Origin of the sequence: Paraburkholderia tropica, from assembly GCF_900109265.1 — a bacterium.
Lineage (GTDB): Bacteria > Pseudomonadota > Gammaproteobacteria > Burkholderiales > Burkholderiaceae > Paraburkholderia > Paraburkholderia tropica.
In genome coordinates this window covers 12,956-38,202 of the sequence record NZ_FNZM01000004.1, presented here as the reverse complement: position 1 = coordinate 38,202, position 25,247 = coordinate 12,956, and the positions used below count along the sequence as shown (strand labels likewise).

The window sequence follows — 25,247 nt, the reverse complement described above, 5'->3', positions numbered from 1 at the left end:
TCAAATGAGCGAACATCATCACGGCCATCACCATCCGCACGAGCTCTCCGAGGGCGAGGTCCGCGCTCGGGCGCTGGAGTCTTTGCTGCGCGAAAAGGGCGTTTTGCAAGGTCCCGTCATCGACGAAATCATTGACACGTACACGAACGATATCGGCCCCATGAACGGCGCGCGAGCCGTGGCCAAGGCATGGGTCGACCCCGAGTTCCGCAAGCGCCTGCTCGCGAACGCTACGAGCGCAGTGGCTGAGCTCGGCATCAGCGGGATGGAAGGCGAGAATCTCGTAGCCGTCGAGAACACCGACGATGTTCACCACGTTATCGTCTGTACGCTGTGTTCGTGCTATCCGTGGCCGGTGCTGGGCTTGCCGCCGCGGTGGTATAAGGACGCTCCGTATCGCGCGCGCGTCGTGCGCGAACCGCGTGCCGTGCTCGCCGAGTTCGGCACGACAGTGCCGGAAAGCAAGCCGGTGAAGGTGCTCGACAGCAACGTCGAAGTCCGCTATTTCATCATCCCGCAACGCCCGAAGGGCAGCGAGAATCTGACGGAAGATGCGCTCGCAAAGCTGGTTACTCGTGACTCGATGGTTGGCGTGACAGTTCTGCCGGCAATCGTCTAGGAGCTGCGGAAATGGAAACGGCATACACCCCTTGCGCGGCTGATACTGCTGGCGCGGAACTCGACCGTAACGTAACCGCCATGACCGGCGAGATTGCGATGCCTCGCGCGAATGGCGAACTGGTTTTCGATGCGCCTTGGCAGAGCAGAGCGTTCGGGATGGCGGTCAGCCTGTCCAAGGCAGGGCATTTCACTTGGGACACGTTCCGCGGCGAACTTGCACGCGCAATCCGCGAGCACGGGCAGAACGGTGTCGACGAATACTACCTCCGTTGGCTCGATGCACTTGAAGCATCGATGGCAGGTAGTGCGTTGATTGACCATGAAGCGTTGCACGCTCGCGAACACGAGTTCCGAGACGGCGTGCGAGACGAGGTCTTCTAACTCGTTGGGTGTCTCGCGGTTGACATTTAGACACCTACACGTTGTTCCTCCTGTTAGCAGCCGGCCTGGTGCGTAACGCCACCGGCCGGCTCTTCATTGCATACCGAATCCTCGACTTGGATGTCGACCGGAGGCTTGCGTGTTCAAAAAATATATTGCCACTTTTAGTGACGATAGTCGCGTAGCGCTGCGAGCACGCGTCATCGCGATGATTGCGGTAATCGCTATCGCGAATGTCTTCGCGTGGATTTACGCGGTTGTCGCGCTTCGTTCTCATCCGCTTTTGCTCGGCACAGCCTTCCTCGCCTACACGTTTGGGCTGCGCCATGCCGTCGACGCTGACCATATCGCCGCGATTGACAACACGACGCGTAAGCTTATGCAATCAGGGAAGCGCCCTGTATCGGCTGGCTTTTTCTTCGCGGTCGGGCATTCGACGATTGTGATTCTACTGTCCGTGGGCGTTGCGTTCGCAGCGTCTTCAATCGAAGGTCACTTCGACCAGTTGAAGGCAGTCGGGGGCATCATCGCGACGAGCGTCTCTGCGACATTCTTGCTGGTGCTGGCCATTGTCAACATTCAGATTCTCTATTCAGTTGTTCAGACGTTTCGTCGTGTGAAACTCGGCGAGGCGCTAGTGGAAGACGACCTCGACATTCTGATGAACAAGAGCGGCTTTCTCAGCCGTATTTTCCGGCCGCTCTTTCGTTTGGTGACGCGTAGCTGGCATATGTTTCCCATCGGCTTTCTGTTCGGTCTGAGCTTCGACACAGCGACCGAGGTTGCTTTGTTCGGAATATCGGCTTCGCAGGCAGCGAAGGGAATGTCGGTGGAAACTATCCTCGTATTCCCGACGCTGTTCATGGCTGGAATGACGCTCATCGATACTGCAGATGGCCTCCTCATGCTTGGGGCGTATGGTTGGGCGTTTCGCCGGCCGGCGCGGAAGCTTTTCTACAATATAACCATTACGTTTGTCTCGGTTGTGGCCGCGGTGCTGATTGGTGGAATCGAAGTTCTCGCGCTGTCAGCCCAACAGTTTCAATTGAAAGGCGCCTTCTGGGACTTCGTTGGAAAGATATCCGATAACTTCGGGATGGTCGGATATCTTGTCATCGGGCTGTTTATCGTCAGTTGGTTGGTGTCGGTGGCTGTCTACAAAATCGGTAAGTACGATGAACTTCCCATCAATATCAGCTAGGACGCTAGTTAGGATAGGTTTTCAAGGGGCTCGTTAAAAAAACTTACTTCCCAAAATCCTTCTTCTCTATAGAGAAGAAGGATTTTTGTTTTGTAGACTTGAAAACGGTTCAAATTTCAAACGTTAAAACGTGGCTGCTATGGTCAACTGATGCTGTCCTTGGCGGACTAGCGGTAGAAAATTTAGATAAATAACATCGGCGCTGAAATACCTCGGTAAAAATCAAACGGAGCCAAGTCGAAAATGAAATCGCTAGTGAAGAACGGAGTTGCACTCGCTGTATGCGCGCTTGTTTCTGGGGTGGCTAATGCTCAAAGCAGCGTCACGCTTTACGGTCGACTCGACGCGGGAATTGAGTACGTCAGCGGACTGCCTAACAACGCGTACACCGGCTCGACCTCGCGCTGGAGAATGGAAAGCGGGAACTGGGGAACGAGTCTCTGGGGGATGAAGGGGGTTGAGGACTTGGGGGCAGGCAACAAAGCATTGTTCCAGTTGGAAGGGAGCTTCAGTACAACGAACGGTTCGCTCGGCGCCGCGGGCACGCTGTGGAATCGCTGGGCGACTGTTGGATTTGCGAATGACAGCTATGGCACGCTGCTTCTTGGTCGCGAACTCGCAATCACGAATGGCGTTTGGGATTTCGACCCCTTCGGGCAGACCAATTGGTCGTCCGCATCGCTTGTGCGTGGTCGCAACTGGCCTCAGACCAGCAACAACATTTCGTGGCAGTCGCCGAAGTGGAATGGATTCGACGTGTACGGGCAATACTCCTTCTCGAACGCGACGAACTGGAACGGAAACGGAACGACGACACAGGGGCGCTCGGATGGAATTCAGGTAACGTATTCGAACTCGCTTTTCCAACTGCGCGGCATCTACGACGAAATTCGCAACGCGTCGAATGGCGGCCTCGACGACGTGTTCAATTACTCGCGCCAATACTTCGCTGGGGCGAATCTCTTCCTTGGACCGTTCAAAGTCCAGGCAGTGTACCAGGCATCGCGGACATCGGGCGCTACGGTCGCGGCGTATGGTACGCCAACCACGACCGACCAGGAATGGGGTGGCGTGACCTGGCAAGCAACTCCGGCGGCGGCTCTTATCGCAGCGGTCTACCACGTCAACGCGAACAACGGTGGCGGCAACGCGACCATCTACAGCGTAGGGGGGTCCTACAATCTGAGCAAGCGCACGCTGCTTGATGTGCAGGTCGCAACGGTCCGCAACAGCAAAGCTGCGAACTTCGGATTGGACGCGAATAGCGCTGGTGCGGGCGGGGTCGGTAGCGACGGGACTTACAACGAGAATCCTTTGCCGGGACACAGCCAGACGGGCTTCTACGCAGGCATTCAACACTCGTTCTAATGTGTTGATTGTGGCGGGACTTCGGACAGGTGCGGTGGCCATTTTGAACCGCACGTTCTCAGCTTTTTCGAACGCTGCACGTCTCCAAAATGCGGCAGCCTCACGGTAGGTGAGCTGCCGCATTGCGCATCGTCACATCGTTTTCCAGTCGCCGAGTGATTCGAACGCAGCAGAAGCTGCAATGAGCGTGTGCTCATCGAAGTGACGACTAGTGAGCATCATGCCGATAGGGAGTCCGTCGCGGACACCACAAGGGATGCTAATAGCGGGATGGCCCGTAAGGTCTGCGACAACCGTATTGCGCAGTTGGTCGAGCGCGTTGCCAACGAGGGTGCTGGGAAGGTCGTCTCGGTCCGCCATGAGCGTCGCTCGATGTGGCGTGGTCGGACATACGATGATGTCGTATTTTCTCAACATGGCGTTGTAGGCATCGGTGACGATGTGGCGCATGTTCTGGGCCTTTGCATAGTACCGGTTGAAATAGAACTTCCGCATGTATTCACCGCTGAGCAGCACGCTGAGAACCGTCGGCGGAAGGTCGTGCGGGCGCGAGCGCATGCCGCGCGCCAGGTGTTCTCCCATAGCCGTGTTGTACCAGCCTTGCCAGTTTGTTCCCAGCCCATGTCCATTTAGCATGAACGCAGATGCACCTTCGATTGCAATGGCGGTCCAGAGCGGGTACGCATCCAGATGTTCGGGAATCGAGACGTCCTCGACAGTTGCGCCGAGCGTGCGCAGCTTTTCGACCGCGGCGCGGACGCATTCGTCGACCTCGGGCTCCGAGGTAATGAGCCCGTATTCGCTGCCATCTTGCCCGAACCCCTCCTTCAGAACCCCAATCTTGAGGCCGTCGACGCCGCGACCAAGTGCCGGCATGTAGTTCGTGTCGAAGCCTGGCGCAACGCGCCCTTGCTGACGAGGGTCATCAGCATCGAAACCAGCGATGGCGGTCAGCAGTTTAGCGATGCCGCGGGTGGTGCTGGCCATCGGCCCGACGTGGTCGAGGGTCGCTTCAATCATTGCGCAACCCGTGTAGGGGACGAGACCAAACGTCGGCTTCAGACCATAGCAGCCGGACATTGCTGCGGGCAAACGGATGGAGCCGCCTTGGTCGCCGCCGATTGCGAGGTCTACTTGACCTTGGCTGATTAGGACTGCGCTGCCATTGGACGAAGCGCCGGGGTTGTGGTCAGGCTTCCACGGATTGCCGACTGGCCCATAGCTGCATGTCATTCCTCCCGCGGAAAACGAGAAGTCTTCGCAGCTTGCCTTGCCGACGATGGTTGCTCCTGCGTCCAGCATCCTCGTCACAATCGTGGCGTCGACATCAGGCACGTAGCCTTCAAGAAGCTTAGAGCCATTCATCATGGGCACACCGGCGACGCAGACAGTGTCTTTGACGGCAATACGCTCGCCGGCAAGGATGCCGTCACTCGCGCCCGGGATATCGCAGCGCCAGTACCACGCGTTTAGTGGATTCTCATCCGCTGCCGGGCGATACCCAGGCGTGCGCGGGTATTTGACGGGCAGCTTGCGCTCCACAAGCTGGTCAATGCGCCGATACGACTTGAACGTCGTCACCATCATATCGAGGTAGTCGGTGGCGAGTTCGTTGCTGAGTTCCACGCCGCAGTCCTTCGCGATGGACTTAAGTTGTTCGAGTGTAGGGAGTTCTGGGCCAATAGACATTAGCAAACCTCATTTCAAGGGGATTCAATAGCAGCCTCTTCGTCGGCGATGCACGAAGGGAGCCACAGTGCCAATCCTGCCCTTACAAAATTTCCGGCCCTTGTCTCGTACGGCCAATCAGGTTTGCTGAGACGGCCAGCAGGGATATCGAGAAGACTGCGCCTGGCAGTCTCAGTCAAACGCTGTGGCCTTGTTCGCCAAGAATCACAAATTTCGAAACTTTAAGCTGCCTCTAAAGCTGTGAAGCATCACAGCGCACAGAGTTGGAAATTTGCTGATTTCTGGAGAAAAGAGATATGAATCGTCGTTCGTTTATCAAGACGTCGGCTGTATCGCTGGCTGCGGCCAGTGCGGGGATACCGTTGGCCGCATCTGCGGCAGACGAGATTCTGGTTGGTGGTCTGCATGACCTCTCCGGCGGAATTGATATCTACGGCAAGCCGATGTTCGACTGTCTGACGTTCGCCATCGAAGAGTGGAATGCGAAGGGTGGGTTGCTGGGGAAGAAGATTCGGTTCATCAACTACGACACGCAATCCAACATGCAGTTGTACGCGCAATACGCGCAACAACTGGCATTGAAAGACAAGGTCGCGGTGGTGCACGGCGGCATCACGTCCGCGTCGCGGGAAGTTGTGCGTCCTGTGCTTGACCGATACCGCACGCTTTACTTTTACAACCAGGAATACGAGGGTGGCGTTTGCGACCGCAACACGTTCTGCACGGGCGTCACGCCGGCGCAAACGGTAGCGAAGCTTGTCCCCTACGCGATGAAGAAGTGGGGCAAGAAGGTGTACGTCATCGCGGCTGACTACAACTACGGACAAATCACGTCGCAGTGGATTAAGAAGTACGTGCAGGAAAACGGCGGCTCGGTTGCCGCTATCGATTACTTTCCGCTCGACGTCACGAACTTCGCATCGACCATCTCGAAAATCGAATCGGCAAAGCCCGACATGATTGTTTCGTGCCTGGTCGGCGGTTCGCACATGTCGTTCTATCGACAATGGGCCGCGGCAGGCATGCAGAAGAAGATACCGCTGGCTTCGACGACATTCGGTATCGGCAACGAACAAATCATCCTTTCGCCGGCCGAGTGCGATGGGTTCCTGCTGGCCTACAACTATTTTGAGTCGGCAGATAACCCCGTCAATCAGGCGTTCAAGACGAACTTCAGAAAGCGCTTTGGCGCCAACTATCCGAATGTTACTGAGCTCGCAATGAGCGCATACCAGGGGTTCAACCTCTGGGCGGAAGGTGTCAAGAAGGCCGGGACGGTGGACCGGATGAAGGTCATCGCAGCACTCGAGTCCGGCATTGCCAATGACGCCCCGAGCGGAAAAGTGTCGATTGACCCAGCCACGCACCATTGCATTCAGAACGTGAGCATTGCAGAGGTCAAGAACCATCAGTTCAAGGTTCTCGAATCGTTCCCTGCGCAACCGCCGAGCGATACGAGCGCGGTGTGCAACCTCATCAAGAACCCCCAAGATAACCGGCAATACACCATCAAGTTCTAATCTGATGGCACGGAATTTTCGATTGAGAGGTACAAGATGGACCTTGTAGCCGTTGTTGCCATCCAGGTCGCTTTTGCGATTGCGAGCCTAATTGTTGTGTCGGCCGGACTCGCTGTTGTGTTCGGGATGATGAAAGTCATCAATCTCGCTCATGGTGAGTTCATGATGCTGGGTGCGTATGCCGTCATTACTGCAACGAAGTTCGGCATCAACATCTGGTTGAGCATGTTCGTCGTCGCTCCCGCTTTCGTCGCGCTTGTTGGCGTTGTCCTTGAGCGTCTCTTCATTCGCAGGCTGTATGGACGCATGGTCGATACGATGCTGGTGACTTGGGGCCTGTCGTTGCTTTTGATTGGGGTTGTCACCTCCATCGTAGGCAATACGACTACGGGAATCTCGGCGCCGCTCGGCAGCTTCTCGGTGGGCGCGTACTCCGTCAGCAACTACTCGCTCGTCATCATCGCCGTCGCTATCGTCTTGGTGATTGCGCTGCGATTGTTGCTGGTCAGGACGTCGCTGGGGCTGATTGCCCGCGGGACGATGCTGAACCCACAGATGGCCGACGCACTCGGTATTGACCCCGGCGTTGTTTATTCGGGCACTTTTGCGCTGGGTGCAGCGCTGTCAGGACTGGCAGGCGCGCTGCTCGCGCCTCTCACAGGTGTCGTGCCGACGATGGGCGGCGCATTCGTTGCAAAAGCATTCATCACAGTAATTGGCGGCGGTCCTGCCGTCGTCCTTGGACTCGTGACGTCTTCAGCGCTGTTCGGTGCAATCAACCAGTTGATGACGTTCGCTTCTACGCCCGTGTTTGGTGAAGTCGCGTTGCTCGTGGGCGCAATCGTCATGCTTCGCATTTTGCCCCAAGGCATCACTGGCCGATTCTTCAAGGGGGCGCTATGAGCCACGCTGGAGAGACGAAGGGACAGCTTGTTCCCGCCGCGAGCACGGTGCAGCGCTTTGCAAAGTCGTGGAAGAGCGCTGTGCTTACACTCGTGATTGGCGGGGCACTTATGCTCGCTTTGCCGCACGTCCTCGACGATTTTGCGCTCGTGCAAACAACCGTGTACGTGGTGATGGCAATACTTGCCGTCAGTCTGGGTTTCATTTGGGGATTTGGCGGCATCCTGTGTTTTGGGCAGTCCGCATTTTTTGGCATCGGAGCGTACACGTACGCGGTTGCGGTTGCCAATTTGGGCGACAGTACCTTGCCGTTCGCGCTATCCATTGTCGTGCCAGCGCTGTTTGCCGCAATTCTTGGTTATCTCATTTTCTACGGCCGACTCTCCGACGTGTACATGGGCGTCATCACGCTCACTGTGACGCTTATCCTCTTCAACGTGATGAACTCGACGGCTGGGCCGGAATGGAACGTCGGCAAAGCATCTCTGGGCGGCTTTAACGGGATTCCGGGTATTCAGACTTTGAATAATCCGGGGAACCCTGACGATATCATCGGGCCGCAGGGCATCTTTTACATCGCAATGAGCTCGCTCTTGGTCGTTTATGGGTTGTTGCGTTGGTTGCTTGCGAGCAAGGTTGGACGCGTCATTGTTGCGGCCAAAGAAAACGAGCAGCGCGTTTTGCTCCTTGGTTACGACTCGCGCGCGTACAAGCTCGCGACGTTCGTGCTGGGCGCAGCAATTGCCGGACTCGCTGGATGCCTATTTGCCAACTGGGGTGCCTTTACCAGTCCGACTATCTTTGGGCTGTCTCAGTCGGCCCAGATAATCATCTGGGTCATCGTTGGCGGGTTGGATACGCTTGTCGGGCCCGTTCTCGGGTGCATCGCAATACAGTGGCTCACAACTCAAATCGGCGCGCAACAGGTCGTGAACTCCAATCTTGTGTTGGGTGCGGTTCTTGTCGGGTTCGTGCTACTCGTCCCGAAGGGCATTGTCCCGAGCATCGGGAACATCGTCGACTGGATTCTTAGGTTGCGCCGCAAGGAGTCGAATGAGACGCAGGATGGCCGCAGCGAAGCGATTGCCCGCCAAGGCACGGCGGATGTGGCTAATGCGGACGTATGAAGGATATGCCGACATGACACCACTTATTGAAACACGGAATCTCAATGTACGGTTCGGCGGCGTGCACGCGACGCGCGATGTCAATTTCAAGCTCGATGAGCGTGAGCTTCGCTGCGTTATCGGTCCGAACGGAGCGGGTAAGAGCACGTTCTTCAAGCTTCTCACGGGACAAGTGAAGCCGACGTCCGGCGAGATACTCTTCCGCGGTCAAGATATTGCTGGTATGCAGCCGCACGAACCTGGTCGGCTCGGTATTGGCATCAAGACTCAGGTGCCGAGCTTGTTCAACGGACTCACGGTTTGGGAGAACGTCTGGATAGCAGCTCGCCGTAAACACGCGCCACTACAAACCGAACGAGTTACTGCCGAAGTGCTCGAGCGCGTCGGGATGCTCAAGTTTCGCGATGCAATTGTCGGTCTGCTCGCTCACGGTCAGCGGCAGTGGGTTGAGCTTGGTGTTGTAATCGCAGGAGACCCCCCGTTGATACTGCTGGACGAACCCGCCGCTGGTATGAGTGACGCGGAAGTCGAGCGGACGGCAGAGCTCATTCTGGAAATCAATCGCAATCACGCGCTCGTCGTTGTGGAGCACGACATGGGGTTCATTCGAAAGATTGCGAAGAAGGTGACTGTGCTCCATCAAGGCGCGGTTGTTCGTGAGGACACGCCGGAGAACATCATGAGCGACCCCTTTATTCAGCAGATTTATCTCGGGAAGAAGCCGCAATGAACGCAAAAGAGAAGCTGCTGGAAGTCAACGGATTGCGCTCGGGATACGGCTCAGTTCCTGTGCTTTTCGGCATGGATTTTTCAGTTGAAGCCGGTGAGTCGGTCGGAATTCTCGGTCACAACGGGATGGGCAAAACGACGTTTCTCCGAACTTTGATTGGAGCTTTGAAGGCGACGGACGGCGAGATTCGTCTGTCAGGGGCGGACGTCACTGGACTCAAGCCGCACGACCGGGCGCGCAGAGGACTTGCGTACGTGCCTCAAGGTCGCGCCATATTCTCGACGCTTACGACGCACGAAAACCTCCGTCTCGGGTTATACAAAACGGGGCAGGACGCTAGTCAAGCAATTGAGGTACTTCTCGAGCATTTTCCGCGGCTGAAGCGGTTGTTGGACCGACCGGGCGGGTCCCTGTCTGGCGGGGAACAGCAACTTCTTGCATTGGCCCGCGCGTTGGCGGGAAAGCCCTCCATTCTGCTTCTCGACGAGCCGACAGAGGGTATCCAGCCGTCAATCATCGAGGAGATTGCGGAGACGTTAGTGAATTTGCGTTCGACCATGAATCTCGCAATTGTCCTGGTTGAGCAGAACCTCGATTTCATTTCTGCCGTATCTCAGCGGGTGCTTGTGATTCGGCGCGGCCAGTTTGTTGGAGAGATTCCGCGCGAACATCTGAACGACCTCGAAATTGTCAGCCAGTACGCTGGTGTGCATACGTAACGGTTGCAACGGTGTGACACGTAGCAATAAACGGCGTCGAAATGTATAAAGTAGCCCGATTCATATCTAGCTTTCTACGTTGAGTTTGCAGTGCGCGCTCGATGGTTCGTGCGGCTGGGTGCTGGTCGGAAAAGCCTGTCCAGCGGGCGATATGGCGTGCGCGGTGACTCGGCGTCGCTCGCTTTGGATTTTCAATTCCCTTGTTAAGCCGTATATTCCGAAGTAAAGCTCGGTACCCAATCCGTTGGCTTCATGGTCAGGAGAAGCTCCATGCTGAAGACGGTCGCAACCGCGCAGTTGCAAATCTCCTACGAAGAGTCCGGAGAGGCAACAGGCTGGCCGGTCGTGCTTCTGCATGGATTCCCATACGACATTCACGCGTATGATGAAGTCGTGCCTCATCTGGCCAGCAACGGTGCGCGCGTAATACGGCCGTACCTTCGGGGCTATGGCCTGACGCGCTTTCATTCAACTGCGACACTGCGTTCGGGGCAGCAGGCGGCTCTGGGCACTGACCTTGTTGAACTGCTGGATGCGCTTTACATCGAATCCGCAGTGCTTGCTGGCTACGACTGGGGGGGCCGTGCAGCGTGCATCGTCGCAACCCTCCATCCTTCGCGTGTGCGTGGTCTCGTATCCGTTAACGGATACAACATACAAAACATTGCCAAAGCGCGGGAACCGGCAAATGCAGAAGCGGAACATCGACTCTGGTACCAATATTACTTCCATGGTGAGCGCGGTAGAGCAGGTCTAGCTGAAAATCGCCGTGAGTTCTGCCGACTTCTCTGGTCGATGTGGTCTCCAACGTGGCGATTTAGCGAGGCGACGTATCGGCAGTCTGCAGTGGCCTTCGACAATCCTGACTTCGTCGATGTCGTTATCCATTCCTATCGTCATCGTTATGGCCTGGTCGAAGGAGACCCGAAGTTTGATGAAATGGAACGCCTCCTAGCCGAAATGCAACCAATTCGAGTGCCTGCTATAACTCTTGAAGGCAGCGATGATGGTGTTACGCCTGTGGGCGGTGCAAGCGAAAGTTTGAGATATTTCATCGGCCGCCACGAGAACCGAATTCTGGCCGGTGTAGGCCACAATGTTCCTCAAGAGGCACCACTTGAGTTCTCGCGAGCGGTTTTGAGCGTCTACAAGCGGTCAGAGGACTGACCGCCAATAGTTGCGGCGACGCCAGGGCGGCTCGTTGAAACGCCAAGATGTAAATCAGGCATGCTCTCGGTATGCAGTGTTGTAGAAGCTGATATCGCGGTCATGCTGGCCAGCGTAGCTAGGGGCATCTTCTGGATTGTCGCTTTGCGATACAGAGTAGAAGCAGCAAGGGACGTTGAACTGCCGAAAAACAAGTTCTGCGAGCTGCGTTGTCATCATTTCTCGTTGGCGTAAGCCTCGATAGTCTGAGAACTCGTGCAAGGACGCCAAATAATGTCCTTCTTTTGTGACGACCACGCGGCCTGCTTGCAGCAATGCTCGAGTCAAATCTGCGCGATTGTCATGAAGCCAGAGCCAGCATCCGCCGTAATCCCGGTCGGTTTTGTACGCGGTTGTCGCCTCAACCCGCGCGACTAACTTCGCGAATGAATCCACGTAGTAAGTGTACTGCGAGTGGGAAAGAGAATAGAAACGATTCAAATTGACCATACTTTTCTCAAGCTCGTTCTTCAACTGAACGCGGCCTTGAATCGAGTTTGGTGACGGTAAGTTATCACTTACAAGGACAAAGCCAAATGTCGAATGAGAGGCTAGCTTTCGGTCGATAAGCATCAAGATGTCGTGGAGGACAAGATTCGCTTGTCGCCGTGTTTCCACAATCACGCCAATACCTTCGATTTTCTTTAGATAAAAATCGAGGCCGGGAATATCACTCCATTCGCTGATTGTGCGGCCCGGGTCTTGATGACCTTTAGACCGTGAGCGATATGGCCATCGCCACTCTCGCTCGTGCATCCAATCCACTACCTTCGAGTCCTCTATGAAGTGCGTTACATACCGGTACTGTTCATGGGATGGAAGGGCCCAATCAGGCAGCAAGCGTTCTTGGCCGTCGTCACCATTCGGCAACGCAACATCAGCGCTCAGTCCGTAGATTGCGGCACGCGCGCCGAGTCGTTGAAGAGCGCCTTTGGGGAATGCGAACGCAAGTGGACTCATTGCCTCGCCATTCGCCCGGCGAGTTTTTCCTGCTTCGAGGAAGGCTGCTACCGGCATTTCAGTGAAGCAAACCGCGGGGTCCGGCCCGAACACAGTGCGCCTTCCTCCGCGGTAGGACCAGGTCGACCAAAGTCGCCCGGTTCGCAAAGCCGCTCTTAAGAGGAAGTACGCAGGCAATTGTTCATCCTCGAACACATTATTCCACCCCATGTGTTCAGGAAAAACGATACCAGAATCTCCGCCAAGGTCGACATCTCGAAAAAAATGAATCAGATAATCGGACAGGTCGAATCGGATGCTGTTTTTCATGTGATTTGAGGCGCATTTAACTCCCGCGAAGATGATACAAGGAAATGATGACAAGCTGCGGCCCCTAATAAAGACGCCGTTTCAATTCGACTTGACGACTGTTCGACGTGCGCTGCCCGACTAGGTCTCGGAGCAGCTTGCCCGTTCGGAATGTCAGAAGCGTGAGCGCTCCGGGCATCCGCTCGCCGGCCCCCGCGGGTCTATGGCTCGTGCGATTTATGCACAACCATTGCGGATGCTTGCACTTTTTCTGTGCCTTCATGACGGAAATAATGGTTTCACGCTAGTCATCTCCACCGAACCGCCTGTGGGCGTCGGAGGGGGAAAGCGTGGCTCGGGTGAGGCAGGTGCAGCGGCATTTGCCGTGCTCCGACGAGAACCGAGGCCGCCATGGGCGTTTGAGCGAGCCACTCGGCTTTGCTCGGACTTTGGCTCATGCGGAGAGGAGACACCGGTTTGTGCCAGCCGTCAGATTTGCGGTGCGACCGTGAGAGACGCTCGGTTGGGTAGCCGTAAGAGCGTATGGTCGCGCTCGAGCCATTGTCCGGCGGTTTAACCATTTCCATATCAGGCTCTGCACATGAACAACCCCAAAGACCATGTCCACAATGCTGTGACGACCGCAAAGCTGTTGATTAACGGCGAATTCGTCGAGTCGAAGACGAGCGAGTGGCGCGATATCGTCAATCCGGCGACGCAGGAAGTAATCGGTCGCGTACCCTTCGCGACGGCTGCCGAAGTGGATGCCGCTATCAAGTCGTCGCACGAAGCCTTCAAGACCTGGCGCAACACGTCGGTCGGCGCGCGCATGCGCATTATGCTCAAGTATCAGGAGCTGATTCGCGCGAATCTTCCGCGCATCGCCAAAATTCTCAGCGCCGAGCAGGGCAAGACCGTGCCCGACGCAGAAGGCGATATCTTCCGCGGGCTAGAAGTCGTCGAGCATGCAGCCTCGATTGGTACGCTGCAGCAGGGCGATTTCCTCGAGAATGTTGCCGGTCGCGTCGACACCTACACGCTGCGTCAACCTATTGGCGTGTGCGCCGGCATCACGCCGTTCAACTTCCCGGCGATGATTCCGCTGTGGATGTTCCCGATGGCTATCGTCTGCGGCAACACGTTCGTTCTGAAGCCGTCGGAGCAAGACCCGCTTTCGACGATGGCGCTGGTGGAACTCGCTATCGAAGCTGGCGTTCCGAAGGGCGTGCTGAGCGTCGTGCATGGTGGCAAGGACGTTGTCGACGCTCTCTGCACGCACGAACACATCAAGGCGATTTCGTTTGTGGGTTCGACGGCGGTCGGTACGCATGTTTATCGTCTGGGCAGCGAACACGGCAAACGCGTTCAGTCGATGATGGGCGCGAAGAACCACGCCGTCGTGCTGCCGGACGCGAACCGCGAGCATACGTTGAACGCACTCGCAGGCGCTGGCTTCGGTGCCGCAGGCCAGCGTTGTATGGCGACGTCCGTCATCGTGCTCGTGGGTAAGACGGCAGAGTGGCTGCCTGACCTCGTGGAGCGCGCGAAGACGCTGAAGGTGAATGCCGGCAATGAGCCGGGTGCTGACCTCGGCCCGGTCGTGTCGCGCGCTGCCAAGGAGCGCGTCCTCAAGCTCATCCAGAGCGGTGTCGATGAAGGCGCGAAGCTTCTCCTCGACGGACGTGACGTCAAGGTGAAGGGCTACGAGTCGGGGAACTTCATTGGCCCGACCATCTTCGCCGAAGCGACCACGGACATGCAAATCTACCGCGAAGAAATCTTCGGGCCGGTGCTGGTTGTTATGACGGTGCCGACGCTCGACGAAGCGATTGCGCTGGTCAACCGCAACCCGTTCGGCAACGGTGTCGGTCTGTTCACCCAGAGTGGTGCGGCAGCGCGTCATTTCCAAAGCGAAATCGACGTCGGCCAGGTGGGCATCAACATTCCGATTCCGGTGCCCGTCCCGTACTTCAGCTTCACGGGTTCGCGCGGTTCGAAGCTTGGTGACCTCGGCCCGTACGGCAAGCAGGTGGTTCAGTTCTACACGCAGACCAAGACGGTGACCGCTCGCTGGTTCGACGACGCGACCGTCAACGATGGCGTGAACACGACCATCAATCTGAAGTAAGCCGATTCGGGTGTGCCACAGGTAGGCGCAAGTGCTTGTGGCACGTTGAGTTGTTCGCCGACAGACCAGACACATTGGCAACACATGGAGACAAAAATGAACTTCGTGATTTATTGCACCGACGACCCCGCAACGCCGAACGCGCGTGAAGAACACTACCCGGCACATCGGGCGCATCTTGCTGCTGCAACGGTCAAGCTGCTGGTCGCAGGGCCGTTCACTGAGGTCGCTGGCGAAAAGAAAATCGGCAGCATGCTCGTGGTTGAAGCGAACAGCATCGAGGACGTGCGGGCGTTTGCACAACGCGACCCGTTCTACGTCCATCGAGTCTGGAATAGCGTTCAGATTCATCCCTACGTGAAGTCGACCGACAATCGCTGACGGATGAATTGCTAGCGTGAGGGTTGCAGGCTTGCAGCCCTCACGCAGTACGAAGGGGCTCTAGCCGACTCTGCGGAGTCGGCAACGATTTACGATGTCGAGGTACCAAGTGGCCGCGTTGAACAGTTCGTCCGCCATCGCATCGACGATACAGTCGGTAATGTCAAACAACGTCGCAGTGCGTTATGAAAAGAGCGAACCCCCACCACAATCGCTCCGTGACGAGATTGCACTGCGCTATCGCATACCTCTCGAGGCCGCGCGAGTCGGAACCAAATGGCTAGGCGCAGCAACATGGATTAGCGAAGTCCTGTTCTTATGCGCCTGGTTTGCCCACAAAGGATATGGTGCGCTCTCACGAGAATGCATTGTGAGGCTAGAACAGGCTTTGCGCCTTTCTATATCACGCGGCCGCATAACCGGAACCTTCGAGCTTGAGCCCGATGTGTTCGAGGAGTTCGCACGAGTGATGGATATGCACGAATTTCAGCTGATGACCTCCTCGCTCGCTCAGCTGGAAGAAGGCGTTCGCCTTATGGGTATTTTCCGTGAAGCTGGTCAGACAGGGAAAGCACGACGGAGGACTGGACGTGCGTGACCTCGAGTACACGAGCAATGGCCCTACCGGCGGGATTGCGCCACGAGCGATGCCCGAGACCATGAATAGTTATTTTGCGCCGCATGTAAACGACGCCGTGCATGGGCAGGCGACACAAACACAACAAGAGATGAATACACGCGATAGCTCCGAACAATCCAATGTCCACGCCTCGCCGCCGGATGTGCCTGTTGCAATCAGAGTGACAGCTATGCCTGCTGATACGAACCCCTACGGGGATATCTTCGGTGGCTGGCTCGTAAGTCAGATGGATTTGGCGGCATCCGCGTTTGCGTCGCGCCATAGTGGCGGTCGCACGGTTACGGCCGCGATTGATGCGATTTCGTTTCTTCGGCCGGTGCGTGTTGGCGACGAAGTCTCGGTGTATGCGTCGCTTCTCTCTGTCGGCCGCACGTCAATGAGCATCGCTGTTGAAGCTTGGCAGCGCGACCGGAACAGTGAAGATACGCAGCCAGTGACCAAGGCGAAGTTTACCTTCGTCGCCTTGGACGAAACCGGACGCCCGCGTCCTGTGCAGTTTCAGTAGCCGGATTGCAACCGCAAATCCGGCATTAGTACGGAGGAGCACACCATGTCAAACTACCACGCAGAGCACGGCCTCGACGAGTTACGGGACGAGCCGACTCGACGCACAAGCACCGCGCGTAACGATGTCAATCGATATCGGCAGATGCATTCGCATCCCGTTGCTGCCTTGGTGCGTAGTACCGACGAGCGGCCGGAAATCGCGGATGCCGTGGTTCTCGGCTATAACTGATGGAGTCGTACGCGCCGCACGCAGAGATTGCGGCGCGTATCCGCGCGATTGGTGCGGACGTCGGATTAGAGCTCACAGCTCGCGAGTTACGCGATTGTATTGAGCTCCTGGCCGAGCTTACTAAAGCGCACAAGAGCGCCCGAAGAATCGGACAAAATGCGCCGATGTTGTCACCGAGGGGCCGCGAATTTATCGTGCCCAGAACTGCGGACAATCGGAACAATGCGTGGCACGTCAAGTGTGAACTAACGAGCCAGGCTAGTGGGCCTCTTGCTGGCCAGCGTGTCGTCATTGACGACAGCGTCGCGATTGCAACCCTTCCCATGCGTGTCGGAACAGACATGTTCCGGGGCCACTACCCATACTTCGATGCACAAGTAGTCACGCGCGTCCTCGACGCCGGTGCGGTAATCGCAGGGAAATCGAACTGTGAGTACCTTCGGCTTGGCTATGGCAGCCATACGTCAATCGGCGGCCCTGTAAGAAACCCCAGTTCCAGCCAACATATCGCCGGTGGCCCCGCATCTGGTGCCGCTGCTATCGTCGCTTCCAGCGAGGCGGAAATGGCGGTAGGCGTGGGCTCAATTCTTGTTCCGGCAGCCCTCTGCGGCTTGGTCGCCGTCAAACCAACAAATGGTCTGATTCCCACCGATGGCGTCTGTTTGCTCGGCGCAGCGTGGGACCACGTTGGCCCCATCGCTCAGGAGGTGAACTCTGCGAGCCGCTTGCTATCCGTTTTGATGGGAAGCGGACCAGAGCAGATTGAACGCGAGCACAAAGGCGGGCGCCGACGTGATGGCGGCGATAAGAGGTTGCGTGTTGGGTTTCTGCGTGAGTCGACGCGCGCTGGTCCGTCGTTCGATGGACGCGTCAGTGCTTTAGTGCGCAAGGCGGCTTTCGCCCTCCGCCGCGCGGACCTCGACGTAGCGGATGTCAGTCTGCCACTTCATCGCCATATCGCAGCGATACGAAGAGCCGGCGGCCTGACTGCACTGGGAAGCAGACTGTCGTTATCCAAGGCCGTCCTTGGCGCATTATGTGGCTTCCCATCTGGATTTGATGCCTCCTTCGAGCAGCGAGTCGCTTTGGACGCGGCGCCGACTTCCGTGAAGCTCGCGCTGGCCATTGACGCGTACGTTCGACGCGCGGTCAGTGGCTCCCACACGTGGGTCGAGGTTGCGGCAAACAGGCTGCGCAGTGGCTATAACGAACTGCTGCAAGAATGTGACGTTTTAATGCTGCCGACCGTGCCGTCCACGGCGCCTCGCCAGGTCCTCGCAGGAACCGAAGCGACTTGCTTCGATGACCGCTTCGAATACCTCGGGAGCAATTGCGGCGGAATTGACCTTACCGGGCATCCTGCGATAACTGTTCCGTGCGGGGGCATCGACGGTTTGCCTGTCGGTGTGATGTTCGTCGGGAGGCACTACGACGAGAAGACGCTTATCCGCATTGCTAGCGTTCTTGAAAAACAGGAAAAGCACGCTCGCTACTTGGAGCTTTAACAAAAAAACCCCGGATGGCCAAGGCCGTCCGGGGCGCTAACTATCAAATCCCTCTTCGTCGAGGCCTTACTTACTTCTTGCCGCCGTTCAGGTGCAGCACGAGTGACGTAGCGTCGAGGTCGTGGCCACCCGTATCCGAGTGTTCCGTCATCAACTGGTGTGCGATTTCCGCAGTGCGCAGCTCCGCGCCGACTTCCTTGCCCGCTTCGATTGCGAGGTGCAGGTCTTTCGCGAGAAGCCACGTCTTGAAACCGGCCGCATAGCCGCGCGACGACGGTGCGTCGGGAACGACATTCGGAGCTGGGTTCCAGAGGCGCAGCGACCAGTTGTCGGCAGACGAGCGCGTGGCAATCTCGAAGAATTCCTTCATGTCGAGACCGAGGCGCTGGCCGAGCGCCGTTGCTTCGCAGTTGACCGTCACGCTCACGCCCATGATGAGGTTGTTCACCACTTTCGCGGCCTGGCCGGTGCCGGCGCCGCCGACGTAGGCAATGTAGTCGCCCAGCGGCTGCAGCATTTCCTTGGCCTTGCTCGCGTGCTTTTGTTCGCAGCCAATCATGAAGGTCAGGGTTGCGTCACGTGCGCCTTCGGTACCGCCCGACACCGGAGCTTCGACGAAGACTACGCCCTTTGCATCGGCTGCCACGTGCAGCTTGCGAGCGTAGTCAATGCCGATGGTCGAACAATCGATGACCATCGTGCCCTTGCGCGCGCTGGCAAAGACGCCGTCTGCCCGCGTCATTACGTCGTGCACGTCACTTCCCGAGGGCAGCATCGAATAGACGACGTCAGCGTCCGCAACAGCTTCAGCAATGGTCTTCGCAACCTTCACACCGTTTGCCGCGGCGCGCTCGCAGGCGCCGGCGTCGATGTCATAGCCGCGAACGGTGTAGCCGGCTTTGATGAGGTGTTTGGACATGGGGTTGCCCATGAGGCCGAGGCCGAGCCATGCGAGAGTAGGCATGGATTGCTCCTTTTGCGATTTGGTTATCAGGGAAGTCCTTGCTTGTGACCACTGCGTGTCTCCTATGCAGTTGTTGGTCACTGGACGAATCCATGGTAGGGCCGCAGCGTGCGCCACAACAGCGCATGACTTGCCAACGGCTGTGCGCGTTTTGCACGACTGCCGCATTAAAAGCAGAACGCTCGAGCCAGTTATGAGCAGCTGTTGCAATGCAGTGGCACACAAGTTTCGGCGCGATAGCCACGGCCTGCGCTTAACGAGAGTGACCTGGCCCGTCATTTGTGGTGGGGTAGAATCGTGACGACTACAAGATGGAGCGGAAGAGACACCACATGCCGGCAAGAAAACAGGGCGAGAATTGGGACGACCTTCGATATTTCCTGGCCGTCGCACGGACCGGGACACTATCGGCGGCTGCGGAGCGGTTGGGCACTGAGCACACAACCGTTTCCCGCCACATCCTGTCGCTGGAGGCGGAACTCAAGAACAGGCTCTTCCACAAGAGCAACGCAGGTTACGTCCTCACTCCGGCGGGAGAACGCCTGCTTCAGGCGGCGGAGACAATCGAAAGTGCGTGGTTGCTTTCCAAGTCATCAACTAGCGCGGACGAACAGCAACTGCAAGGTGTAGTGCGTATCGGCGCGCCGGATGGATTTGGCAGCATATTCCTCACGCCGAAACTTCATGAACTCACGGACTTGCATCCAGGCCTTGAAATTGAGGTGCTCGCGGCGCCACGGGCCTTCAGCTTGTGGAAGGGCGAAGTAGACATCGCGATTAGCCTGTCAGGTGCGGAACACATGCGCGTCGCGTCGAGGCGTCTGACTGACTATCGGATGTTCGTCTATGGTTCGCGCAGCTATTTATCACAAGCGGAGCCTATCAAGACCGTCAAGGACCTTGAGCGACACCCCTTCGTTGGGTACGTTGAAGAGGGACTTTTTGCCCCCGAGCTCAACTATCTCAGTGCCATAAGTAACGACATCTCACCGCACATTCGCAGTTCGGCGTTGTTGCCGCAGGTGTTTGCGACCCTTGGAGGGCAGACGCTCGGCATTCTTCCAGCATACATCGCAGCCTTCTTTCCGACACTTGTGCGCGTTCTGCCCGAAGATATTGCGTTGACTCGGTCATTCCACATGCACGTTCACCAGGACCATCGAAAGGCTGCACATATCCGCGAGGTCGCTAACTTCGTTGCGGATGCCGTTCATCGTAACGCTCGGTTATTCATGGGGGAGTCCGCACAAAAGTGACGGCGTTGCTACGCAATACGTGCACAACGGATGTTCATGTTTTGAGTTACGCGTGCTGAGGGCCGGCGCAAAGATTTAGGTTTTCTATGTCGAGATGGTCCCAGCCGGTAGAGAGTTGGCAGTTCGTGCCGCTCGGCCGCGTATGAACGTCTCTACCGCACGGAGATGAGGTGATTGCATGACGCGAAGAATTCAGGTGCACGCTGCGGGCGGCCCCGAAGTGATGAAGTGGGAGGAAGTCGAACTCGGCGCGCCTGGTCAAGGCGAAATTCGTATTCGGCACACGGCAGTTGGATTGAACTACATCGACGTCTATCACCGCGAGGGCTCTTACCCGCTTCCCATGCCAACGGGACTGGGGGTCGAAGGTGTCGGCGTTGTTGAAGCTGTCGGCGCGGGAGTGGAGGGATTCGCGGTAGGCGAGCGTGTGGTCTATGCAGGCGGCCCTCCTGGCGCCTATGCGACCGAGCGTCTGCTGCCCGCTGCGCGAGCGGCGAAGCTGCCCGATGACATCAGCGACCAACTTGCGGCCAGCGTCTTTTTCAAAGGGCTAACCGTCGAGTACCTGATTCGACGCTGTCATGAAGTCAAGAAAGGCGACGTAGTGCTTTGGCACGCGGCCGCTGGCGGAGTGGGTTCGCTGGCAAGTCAGTGGCTCAGACATATCGGCGCGACGGTAATTGGCACTGTTGGAACAGACGAGAAAGCTCTGCGCGCGCAAGAAAACGGATGTGCCCACACCATCAACTATCGCAAGGAAGACTTTGTCGCCCGCGTGAAGGAGATTACCGGCGGTAAGCTGGTTTCTGCGGTCTATGATTCCGTGGGGAAGGATACAGTGATGGGCTCCATCGACTGTCTGCGTCCGCGTGGCATCCTGGTCAGTTTCGGCACCGCGTCGGGGCCGACTCCACCCATTGACTTGTCGACTTTAGGGGCGCGTGGCTCCCTGTATGTCACCCGCGCTTCGGTCGCACACTACACTGCGCAGCGCGCGGAGTTCGACGCCGGTGCCGACGCTGTCTTTGAAATGCTGCGTGCAGGCTATTTGAAGGCGGAGTCGCCGTCGACATACTCGCTTCAAAATGTCGCGGAGGCGCATCGCGATGTACAAGCCGCAAAAACATCCGGCTCAGTGATTTTGCTTCCCTGAGAATTGAGCGAAATCTCCCTGCCAGGCGGAAGTGCCGAAGACTAGGTACTTCCGCTCAAGACATCTGCACCTGCCATCAACGCCGCTTCAGTAGCGTGCTAGGCGATACCCCGTATACCTTCTTAAAAAGTCGGCAGAAGTGTGAGAGGTCTGCGAACCCTGATTGGTACGCAGCCTGTGTAACCTGTCGAACCGTCCCTTCACTCAGTGCTGCGTGACTAGCTTCAAGGCGCCTGCGCCAGAGCTGCTGCATCGCAGTCGTGCCTCGCACGGCAAAGATTCTCGAAAGCGTTCGCTCAGATACGTGCAAGGCATTCGCTAGCGCGTCGATGCTGAGCTCGTAATCATCGAGGTGGGCCTCGATGTAGTCCATTGCCTGCTTGTACAACTGGTCATGCCGCGTCGCTGAGGCACTGGTCTCCGTCTGCGACTGAATTTCCATCGCTGCAGTGAGCGTATCAACGAGCGCGCTCGCATAGCGAGCCTTCGCAGCGCTAGGCGCATTCAAATCAAGTCGAAGCGCCTCTTGCATCATATGTGCGAGCAAGCCTGCCATTGGCTGGTCGCTGGAAATCTTGACGTTGATGAACGACTCTGCTCGCGAGAATCGAGAAAGCAGCATGGTCCGCGGCATTCTCAATAGCAGAAGCGAATCGGTATCCAGGTCGTGGATAAAGGGACGCGCGGAGTCATTGAGTGTTATGTCGCCCGACTGAAGTGCAACCTGTCTGTCTTGCTGCGTCGAGAGCGTTGTGCCTGATTCGCAAAAGAGTAAGACAAAGTCGTCGATGGAATCGCGCCGGATGCGCTTATCGGTGCGCTCAAAACTGTGATGCAGTGCGCTGAAGCGCCCAATGCTAACGTTCCCCAACGTGTGACCGTGGAGGCTTCCTGCGAACTCATCCACCAAGGAGAATTCTCCGTCTGCGGGCATGAATTGCGCCGCCACGGCATCATTCCAGAATTCCGGCCGTTGTCGCGCAACGATACCATCAGTCGAATAGTGAAATTCCATCGCTAGCCTGCTCAAAGGACCGCCAACCAAAAAGATTCGCGTCGTAGTCTCGGTCTAGCAATTAAGCAATCATCGAGCCAGTTGTCGCGGCGCGCGAACCCCATTTTTGACAACAATATGGCTGGGTTTGGATAGGCGCAATGCGGACTTTCACCGTTACTGCATGCTGGCCGCAGGGCCTTGGGGAGTTAATCCCCAATCTGGGGCTGCGATGATTGTTGCTTTGCAGGCTGCGCAGTGAACACTTATATCGTAGGAATTGCGAGAGAGGACGCAGGCTTGCTGAACTGGCTGGCGTGGCCTGGCGAGCAACGCGCATCAATGCAACGTTTGAATACGCCGCCCTCATTGGAGCGGCGCAGCGAAGATTCGTCGAGAGTCTTCAGCGATTGAGAGTACAAAAGAGGGCGACCTTGTTGCCGAGCGGGTCGCGGAGGTAGGCAACGTAGAAGTCATCGCCATAGATATCGCGGAAGCCGGGGCCACCGTCGTCGGTGCCGCCTGCAAGCAAGCCTGCCGCGTGAAGTTCTTCAACCTTTTCTTTGCTGGTCGTTCGGAACGCAGTCATCGAACCGTTGCCAACGGTTGCCGCTTCGCCGTTGAATGGCTTGGTGATATACACAGCACCCGGGCCGTTGTAACGGTCAGGCACGTCGGGAAGTGAAAACACGACTTTGTCAGCACCCAACTCGGCTTTCTCGTAGCCGAGAGGGGCGAGGAGAGCGGTATAAAACTTGTCTGACGCGGGGATATCGTTGGAGCCCAGCATGATATAGCTCAGCATAAGGAATCCTTAGTGAAGTAGTTTGCCGTCACTGGGCGGCGAGAACACCCTCGGCTGCTGCATTTATCGGTCTCGCAAAACCACGGCGAACACCAACGCCGCTTCGATGATTTCGTTGATTGGCAGCGCAAATCCGCTTTCCATCCACTCAACGCCAATTTCCAGGAGTGCAATTACAGAGCCGCTGCGTACAAGCGGGTTGCCCGGGCTGGCGTGTTTGTTCAGGGTCTGTGCAACCAAAGCCCCAAAACTTTGACGCCAGTTGGCGCAGACTTCCTTCGCCGCGGCGCTGATGTAACCCGCGTCGATTGCGAAGAGTCGCGCCGAGATGGGGTCTGCGCGAATGTCCTCGTAGTAAGCAGCGAGCATTGCGTGAACCTTATCCAATGACTCGCCTGGACATGCGTCGGCCGCCGCAGCAATCGTGCGAATGATGCGGTCGCTGGTTGCCTTGTGCATAGCGATGAAGAGCGCTTCACTGTTCGCGAAGCTTTCATAGAAATATCGCTCGGTGAGGCCAGCCTCATCGCAAATCGCACGCACGCTCGCGCCGTGAAAGCCCCGCTCGCCGAATACCTTTCGGGCCGCCGCCATAAGCTTGTCGCGGCGCTCGAGGCGACGTGACTCAGCATTAGTTCCCCGGTACTGCCCCATTTTTGCTCCATCAAAACTGGAAATCAGAATTGTCACATTAGGAGAGGGTGCGGTTCAATGCCCCACCTGACAGGCTCCGACCCTCTCGCCATATTTGACAATCATCGTTGTCAAATATAACCTGTGTTCTGACGACTCGTCCAGTGTTCGATGTAGTGGGCTTGTCGCAGGCTATACGGTCACCGGCACCGCCGAGACGCGAGAAAGAGTGCTCAGGCCTAGATGGGTGAAGTATGAAATCGAAACTTTTTGAACCTCTCACGCTGGCGCATGGGCCGGCAATGAAAAATCGCTTCATGCTGGCTCCGCTGACGAACCAGCAAAGCGCACCCGATGGGGCTGCAACGGACTACGACGTCGACTGGGTGAGACGAATTGCTCTGGGCGGATACGCACTGGTTCAGACTTGCGCGGCGACGGTTCAGGGAACGGGGCGAGCTTTCAAAGGGCAATTGGGCATTCACAGTGACGAGCAACTCGACGGATTGCGCAGAATGGCGGATGCAATCCGCGAGGGCGGCGCGCTCTCGGCTGTCCAGTTGCATCATGCGGGCCACAGGGCACGGCCGGAACTCGGTGGTGTGCCGGCACCGGCGTCGGACGACCCACACGCAGGTCTAACTGCAATGACCACCGAGCAAGTCGAACGGTTGCGGGATGACTTCATTCGCGCAGCCCAACGTGCCCAACTCGCTGGTTTCGACGGAGTTGCAGTGCATGGAGCTTTCGGTTTCGTGATTTCCGAATTTCTGTCGCCGTTGCTTAATCGCCGGCGGGACCGATATGGCAGTAGCATCGAGAACCGCGCGAGATTGCTCTTCGAAGTCATTGATGGCATTCGCCGGACGTGTGGGCCGCAGTTTCAGATTGGGCTGCGTCTATCCGTCGAGCGCTATGGCCTTCGTATCGAAGAGTTGCGTGACATCACCGCGGAAGCATTTCGACAGGCCCAGATTGACTATCTGGACCTCGCATTGTGGAATTCAGCGCAGTTGGTCATGGATGGCCCGTTGGCTGGGCGAACCATGCTTAGTGTGTTCGCTGACCTTCCGCGAGGAAATGTGCGTCTTGGCGTTGCCGGCAAGATTCGTAGCGCGCAGCGTGCAAACGAGGTCATCGAAGAAGGGGCGGACTTTGTTCTCATTGGTCGCGCCGCAATCCTGAATGCTGATTTTCCCCAACGCATTTTCACTTGCCCGGAATATCACGCTCCGGAATTGCCGATTGATGTTGCACATCTCCAGCGTGAAGGCTTGAGTCCCCCTTTCATCAACTATATGCGCACCTCGTGGGACGGCTTCGTCGCTTAGGCGGCGGG

25 protein-coding genes are annotated in these 25,247 nt (G+C 57.1%); 19 read left to right on the top strand and 6 right to left on the bottom strand.

The window, feature by feature from the left end:
* The first annotated feature begins 4 nt into the window (after positions 1 to 4).
* The 4 genes from nthA to BMY06_RS06890 all read left to right on the top strand — a co-directional run bounded on the left by nthA (position 5) and on the right by BMY06_RS06890 (position 3,571).
* Positions 5 to 619 carry a nitrile hydratase subunit alpha gene (nthA, locus tag BMY06_RS06905; RefSeq protein ID WP_074982280.1) on the top strand — a complete coding sequence of 205 codons (615 nt, stop codon included), beginning with the start codon at positions 5 to 7 and terminating at the stop codon, positions 617 to 619.
* Positions 620 to 630: 11 nt separating this feature from the next.
* Positions 631 to 1,002, top strand: a complete 372-nt coding sequence (locus BMY06_RS06900; protein WP_080180201.1) for a nitrile hydratase accessory protein — start codon at positions 631 to 633, stop codon at positions 1,000 to 1,002.
* A gap of 139 nt (positions 1,003 to 1,141) precedes the next feature.
* Positions 1,142 to 2,203: a HoxN/HupN/NixA family nickel/cobalt transporter gene (locus BMY06_RS06895; RefSeq protein WP_074982278.1), complete on the top strand. Its 1,062-nt coding sequence runs from the start codon at positions 1,142 to 1,144 to the stop codon at positions 2,201 to 2,203.
* 243 nt (positions 2,204 to 2,446) lie between these two features.
* A complete protein-coding gene (locus BMY06_RS06890) occupies positions 2,447 to 3,571 on the top strand; it encodes a porin (RefSeq protein ID WP_074982276.1) in 1,125 nt (374 codons plus the stop codon).
* 132 nt (positions 3,572 to 3,703) lie between these two features.
* Here BMY06_RS06890 and BMY06_RS06885 read toward each other — a convergent pair whose 3' ends face one another.
* On the bottom strand, positions 3,704 to 5,260 hold the full coding sequence (locus BMY06_RS06885) for an amidase (protein WP_074982274.1): 1,557 nt from the start codon (positions 5,258 to 5,260) through the stop codon (positions 3,704 to 3,706).
* Between the two features lie 296 nt (positions 5,261 to 5,556).
* Here BMY06_RS06885 and BMY06_RS06880 point away from each other — a divergent pair, with 296 nt between their 5' ends.
* The 6 genes from BMY06_RS06880 (at position 5,557) to BMY06_RS06855 (ending at position 11,426) form a co-directional block, all read left to right on the top strand.
* Positions 5,557 to 6,780: an urea ABC transporter substrate-binding protein gene (locus BMY06_RS06880; RefSeq protein WP_074982272.1), complete on the top strand. Its 1,224-nt coding sequence runs from the start codon at positions 5,557 to 5,559 to the stop codon at positions 6,778 to 6,780.
* Positions 6,781 to 6,816: 36 nt separating this feature from the next.
* Positions 6,817 to 7,683, top strand: a complete 867-nt coding sequence (locus tag BMY06_RS06875; protein ID WP_074982270.1) for a branched-chain amino acid ABC transporter permease — start codon at positions 6,817 to 6,819, stop codon at positions 7,681 to 7,683.
* The gene (locus tag BMY06_RS06870) at positions 7,680 to 8,810 is read left to right on the top strand and encodes a branched-chain amino acid ABC transporter permease (RefSeq protein ID WP_080180199.1); all 1,131 of its coding nucleotides are present in this window, start codon (positions 7,680 to 7,682) and stop codon (positions 8,808 to 8,810) included. Before BMY06_RS06875 ends, BMY06_RS06870 begins: the two co-directional genes overlap by 4 nt.
* 13 nt (positions 8,811 to 8,823) lie before the next feature.
* Positions 8,824 to 9,540, top strand: a complete 717-nt coding sequence (locus BMY06_RS06865; RefSeq protein WP_080180198.1) for an ATP-binding cassette domain-containing protein — start codon at positions 8,824 to 8,826, stop codon at positions 9,538 to 9,540.
* Positions 9,537 to 10,259, top strand: a complete 723-nt coding sequence (locus BMY06_RS06860) for an ABC transporter ATP-binding protein (protein ID WP_074982269.1) — start codon at positions 9,537 to 9,539, stop codon at positions 10,257 to 10,259. The genes BMY06_RS06865 and BMY06_RS06860 overlap by 4 nt, the downstream gene beginning before the upstream one ends.
* 270 nt (positions 10,260 to 10,529) lie before the next feature.
* Positions 10,530 to 11,426, top strand: a complete 897-nt coding sequence (locus tag BMY06_RS06855) for an alpha/beta fold hydrolase (RefSeq protein ID WP_074982267.1) — start codon at positions 10,530 to 10,532, stop codon at positions 11,424 to 11,426.
* 54 nt (positions 11,427 to 11,480) lie between these two features.
* Here BMY06_RS06855 and BMY06_RS38520 read toward each other — a convergent pair whose 3' ends face one another.
* Positions 11,481 to 12,734, bottom strand: a complete 1,254-nt coding sequence (locus tag BMY06_RS38520; protein WP_074982266.1) for a DUF4427 domain-containing protein — start codon at positions 12,732 to 12,734, stop codon at positions 11,481 to 11,483.
* A 580-nt stretch (positions 12,735 to 13,314) separates the two neighbouring features.
* Here BMY06_RS38520 and BMY06_RS06845 point away from each other — a divergent pair.
* The 6 genes from BMY06_RS06845 (at position 13,315) to BMY06_RS06830 (ending at position 18,103) form a co-directional block, all read left to right on the top strand.
* Positions 13,315 to 14,841, top strand: coding sequence for a CoA-acylating methylmalonate-semialdehyde dehydrogenase (locus BMY06_RS06845; protein WP_074982264.1), 1,527 nt, complete (start codon positions 13,315 to 13,317; stop codon positions 14,839 to 14,841).
* A 96-nt stretch (positions 14,842 to 14,937) separates the two neighbouring features.
* Positions 14,938 to 15,222, top strand: coding sequence for a YciI family protein (locus BMY06_RS06840; RefSeq protein ID WP_074982262.1), 285 nt, complete (start codon positions 14,938 to 14,940; stop codon positions 15,220 to 15,222).
* A 160-nt stretch (positions 15,223 to 15,382) separates the two neighbouring features.
* A complete protein-coding gene (locus BMY06_RS38515; RefSeq protein WP_124263078.1) occupies positions 15,383 to 15,820 on the top strand; it encodes a hypothetical protein in 438 nt (145 codons plus the stop codon).
* Positions 15,813 to 16,367, top strand: a complete 555-nt coding sequence (locus tag BMY06_RS06835) for an acyl-CoA thioesterase (protein ID WP_216822698.1) — start codon at positions 15,813 to 15,815, stop codon at positions 16,365 to 16,367. The genes BMY06_RS38515 and BMY06_RS06835 overlap by 8 nt, the downstream gene beginning before the upstream one ends.
* A 45-nt stretch (positions 16,368 to 16,412) precedes the next feature.
* Positions 16,413 to 16,598, top strand: a complete 186-nt coding sequence (locus BMY06_RS38510; RefSeq protein WP_124263077.1) for a hypothetical protein — start codon at positions 16,413 to 16,415, stop codon at positions 16,596 to 16,598.
* Positions 16,598 to 18,103 (top strand): amidase family protein, encoded by a 1,506-nt coding sequence (locus tag BMY06_RS06830; RefSeq protein ID WP_074982261.1) that lies wholly within the window; start codon positions 16,598 to 16,600, stop codon positions 18,101 to 18,103. The genes BMY06_RS38510 and BMY06_RS06830 overlap by 1 nt, the downstream gene beginning before the upstream one ends.
* A 70-nt stretch (positions 18,104 to 18,173) precedes the next feature.
* Here BMY06_RS06830 and mmsB read toward each other — a convergent pair whose 3' ends face one another.
* Entirely contained in the window at positions 18,174 to 19,067 is an 894-nt protein-coding gene (gene mmsB / locus BMY06_RS06825) for a 3-hydroxyisobutyrate dehydrogenase (protein ID WP_074982259.1), read from the bottom strand.
* 332 nt (positions 19,068 to 19,399) lie between these two features.
* Between mmsB and BMY06_RS06820 the strand changes: the two genes are divergently transcribed.
* Positions 19,400 to 20,323: a LysR family transcriptional regulator gene (locus BMY06_RS06820; protein WP_074982257.1), complete on the top strand. Its 924-nt coding sequence runs from the start codon at positions 19,400 to 19,402 to the stop codon at positions 20,321 to 20,323.
* Positions 20,324 to 20,501: 178 nt separating this feature from the next.
* Positions 20,502 to 21,476 (top strand): quinone oxidoreductase family protein, encoded by a 975-nt coding sequence (locus tag BMY06_RS06815; RefSeq protein WP_074982255.1) that lies wholly within the window; start codon positions 20,502 to 20,504, stop codon positions 21,474 to 21,476.
* A 76-nt stretch (positions 21,477 to 21,552) separates the two neighbouring features.
* On the opposite strand, the gene BMY06_RS06810 is transcribed toward BMY06_RS06815, so the two are convergent.
* The 3 genes from BMY06_RS06810 to BMY06_RS06800 all read right to left on the bottom strand — a co-directional run bounded on the left by BMY06_RS06810 (position 21,553) and on the right by BMY06_RS06800 (position 23,965).
* Positions 21,553 to 22,491 carry a helix-turn-helix domain-containing protein gene (locus BMY06_RS06810; protein WP_080180195.1) on the bottom strand — a complete coding sequence of 313 codons (939 nt, stop codon included), beginning with the start codon at positions 22,489 to 22,491 and terminating at the stop codon, positions 21,553 to 21,555.
* 382 nt (positions 22,492 to 22,873) lie between these two features.
* Positions 22,874 to 23,275, bottom strand: coding sequence for a VOC family protein (locus BMY06_RS06805; protein ID WP_074982252.1), 402 nt, complete (start codon positions 23,273 to 23,275; stop codon positions 22,874 to 22,876).
* A 63-nt stretch (positions 23,276 to 23,338) separates the two neighbouring features.
* Complete coding sequence (locus BMY06_RS06800; protein ID WP_124260563.1) at positions 23,339 to 23,965, bottom strand: TetR/AcrR family transcriptional regulator; 627 nt, start codon at positions 23,963 to 23,965, stop codon at positions 23,339 to 23,341.
* A gap of 197 nt (positions 23,966 to 24,162) precedes the next feature.
* Here BMY06_RS06800 and BMY06_RS06795 point away from each other — a divergent pair, with 197 nt between their 5' ends.
* Positions 24,163 to 25,239, top strand: coding sequence for an NADH:flavin oxidoreductase (locus BMY06_RS06795; protein ID WP_074982249.1), 1,077 nt, complete (start codon positions 24,163 to 24,165; stop codon positions 25,237 to 25,239).
* Positions 25,240 to 25,247: the final 8 nt, after the last annotated feature.

Excerpts from the sequence above, each read along its gene's own strand:
- nthA (WP_074982280.1), top strand. The coding sequence starts at position 5 with ATGAGCGAACATCATCACGGCCATCACCATCCGCACGAGCTCTCCGAG.
- BMY06_RS06900 (WP_080180201.1), top strand. The coding sequence starts at position 631 with ATGGAAACGGCATACACCCCTTGCGCGGCTGATACTGCTGGCGCGGAA.
- BMY06_RS06890 (WP_074982276.1), top strand. The coding sequence starts at position 2,447 with ATGAAATCGCTAGTGAAGAACGGAGTTGCACTCGCTGTATGCGCGCTT.
- BMY06_RS06885 (WP_074982274.1), bottom strand. The coding sequence starts at position 5,260 with ATGTCTATTGGCCCAGAACTCCCTACACTCGAACAACTTAAGTCCATC.
- BMY06_RS06880 (WP_074982272.1), top strand. The coding sequence starts at position 5,557 with ATGAATCGTCGTTCGTTTATCAAGACGTCGGCTGTATCGCTGGCTGCG.
- BMY06_RS06875 (WP_074982270.1), top strand. The coding sequence starts at position 6,817 with ATGGACCTTGTAGCCGTTGTTGCCATCCAGGTCGCTTTTGCGATTGCG.
- BMY06_RS06870 (WP_080180199.1), top strand. The coding sequence starts at position 7,680 with ATGAGCCACGCTGGAGAGACGAAGGGACAGCTTGTTCCCGCCGCGAGC.
- BMY06_RS06865 (WP_080180198.1), top strand. The coding sequence starts at position 8,824 with ATGACACCACTTATTGAAACACGGAATCTCAATGTACGGTTCGGCGGC.
- BMY06_RS06860 (WP_074982269.1), top strand. The coding sequence starts at position 9,537 with ATGAACGCAAAAGAGAAGCTGCTGGAAGTCAACGGATTGCGCTCGGGA.
- BMY06_RS06855 (WP_074982267.1), top strand. The coding sequence starts at position 10,530 with ATGCTGAAGACGGTCGCAACCGCGCAGTTGCAAATCTCCTACGAAGAG.
- BMY06_RS38520 (WP_074982266.1), bottom strand. The coding sequence starts at position 12,734 with ATGAAAAACAGCATCCGATTCGACCTGTCCGATTATCTGATTCATTTT.
- BMY06_RS06845 (WP_074982264.1), top strand. The coding sequence starts at position 13,315 with ATGAACAACCCCAAAGACCATGTCCACAATGCTGTGACGACCGCAAAG.
- BMY06_RS06840 (WP_074982262.1), top strand. The coding sequence starts at position 14,938 with ATGAACTTCGTGATTTATTGCACCGACGACCCCGCAACGCCGAACGCG.
- BMY06_RS38515 (WP_124263078.1), top strand. The coding sequence starts at position 15,383 with ATGTCAAACAACGTCGCAGTGCGTTATGAAAAGAGCGAACCCCCACCA.
- BMY06_RS38510 (WP_124263077.1), top strand. The coding sequence starts at position 16,413 with ATGTCAAACTACCACGCAGAGCACGGCCTCGACGAGTTACGGGACGAG.
- BMY06_RS06830 (WP_074982261.1), top strand. The coding sequence starts at position 16,598 with ATGGAGTCGTACGCGCCGCACGCAGAGATTGCGGCGCGTATCCGCGCG.
- mmsB (WP_074982259.1), bottom strand. The coding sequence starts at position 19,067 with ATGCCTACTCTCGCATGGCTCGGCCTCGGCCTCATGGGCAACCCCATG.
- BMY06_RS06820 (WP_074982257.1), top strand. The coding sequence starts at position 19,400 with ATGCCGGCAAGAAAACAGGGCGAGAATTGGGACGACCTTCGATATTTC.
- BMY06_RS06815 (WP_074982255.1), top strand. The coding sequence starts at position 20,502 with ATGACGCGAAGAATTCAGGTGCACGCTGCGGGCGGCCCCGAAGTGATG.
- BMY06_RS06810 (WP_080180195.1), bottom strand. The coding sequence starts at position 22,491 with ATGGAATTTCACTATTCGACTGATGGTATCGTTGCGCGACAACGGCCG.
- BMY06_RS06805 (WP_074982252.1), bottom strand. The coding sequence starts at position 23,275 with ATGCTGAGCTATATCATGCTGGGCTCCAACGATATCCCCGCGTCAGAC.
- BMY06_RS06795 (WP_074982249.1), top strand. The coding sequence starts at position 24,163 with ATGAAATCGAAACTTTTTGAACCTCTCACGCTGGCGCATGGGCCGGCA.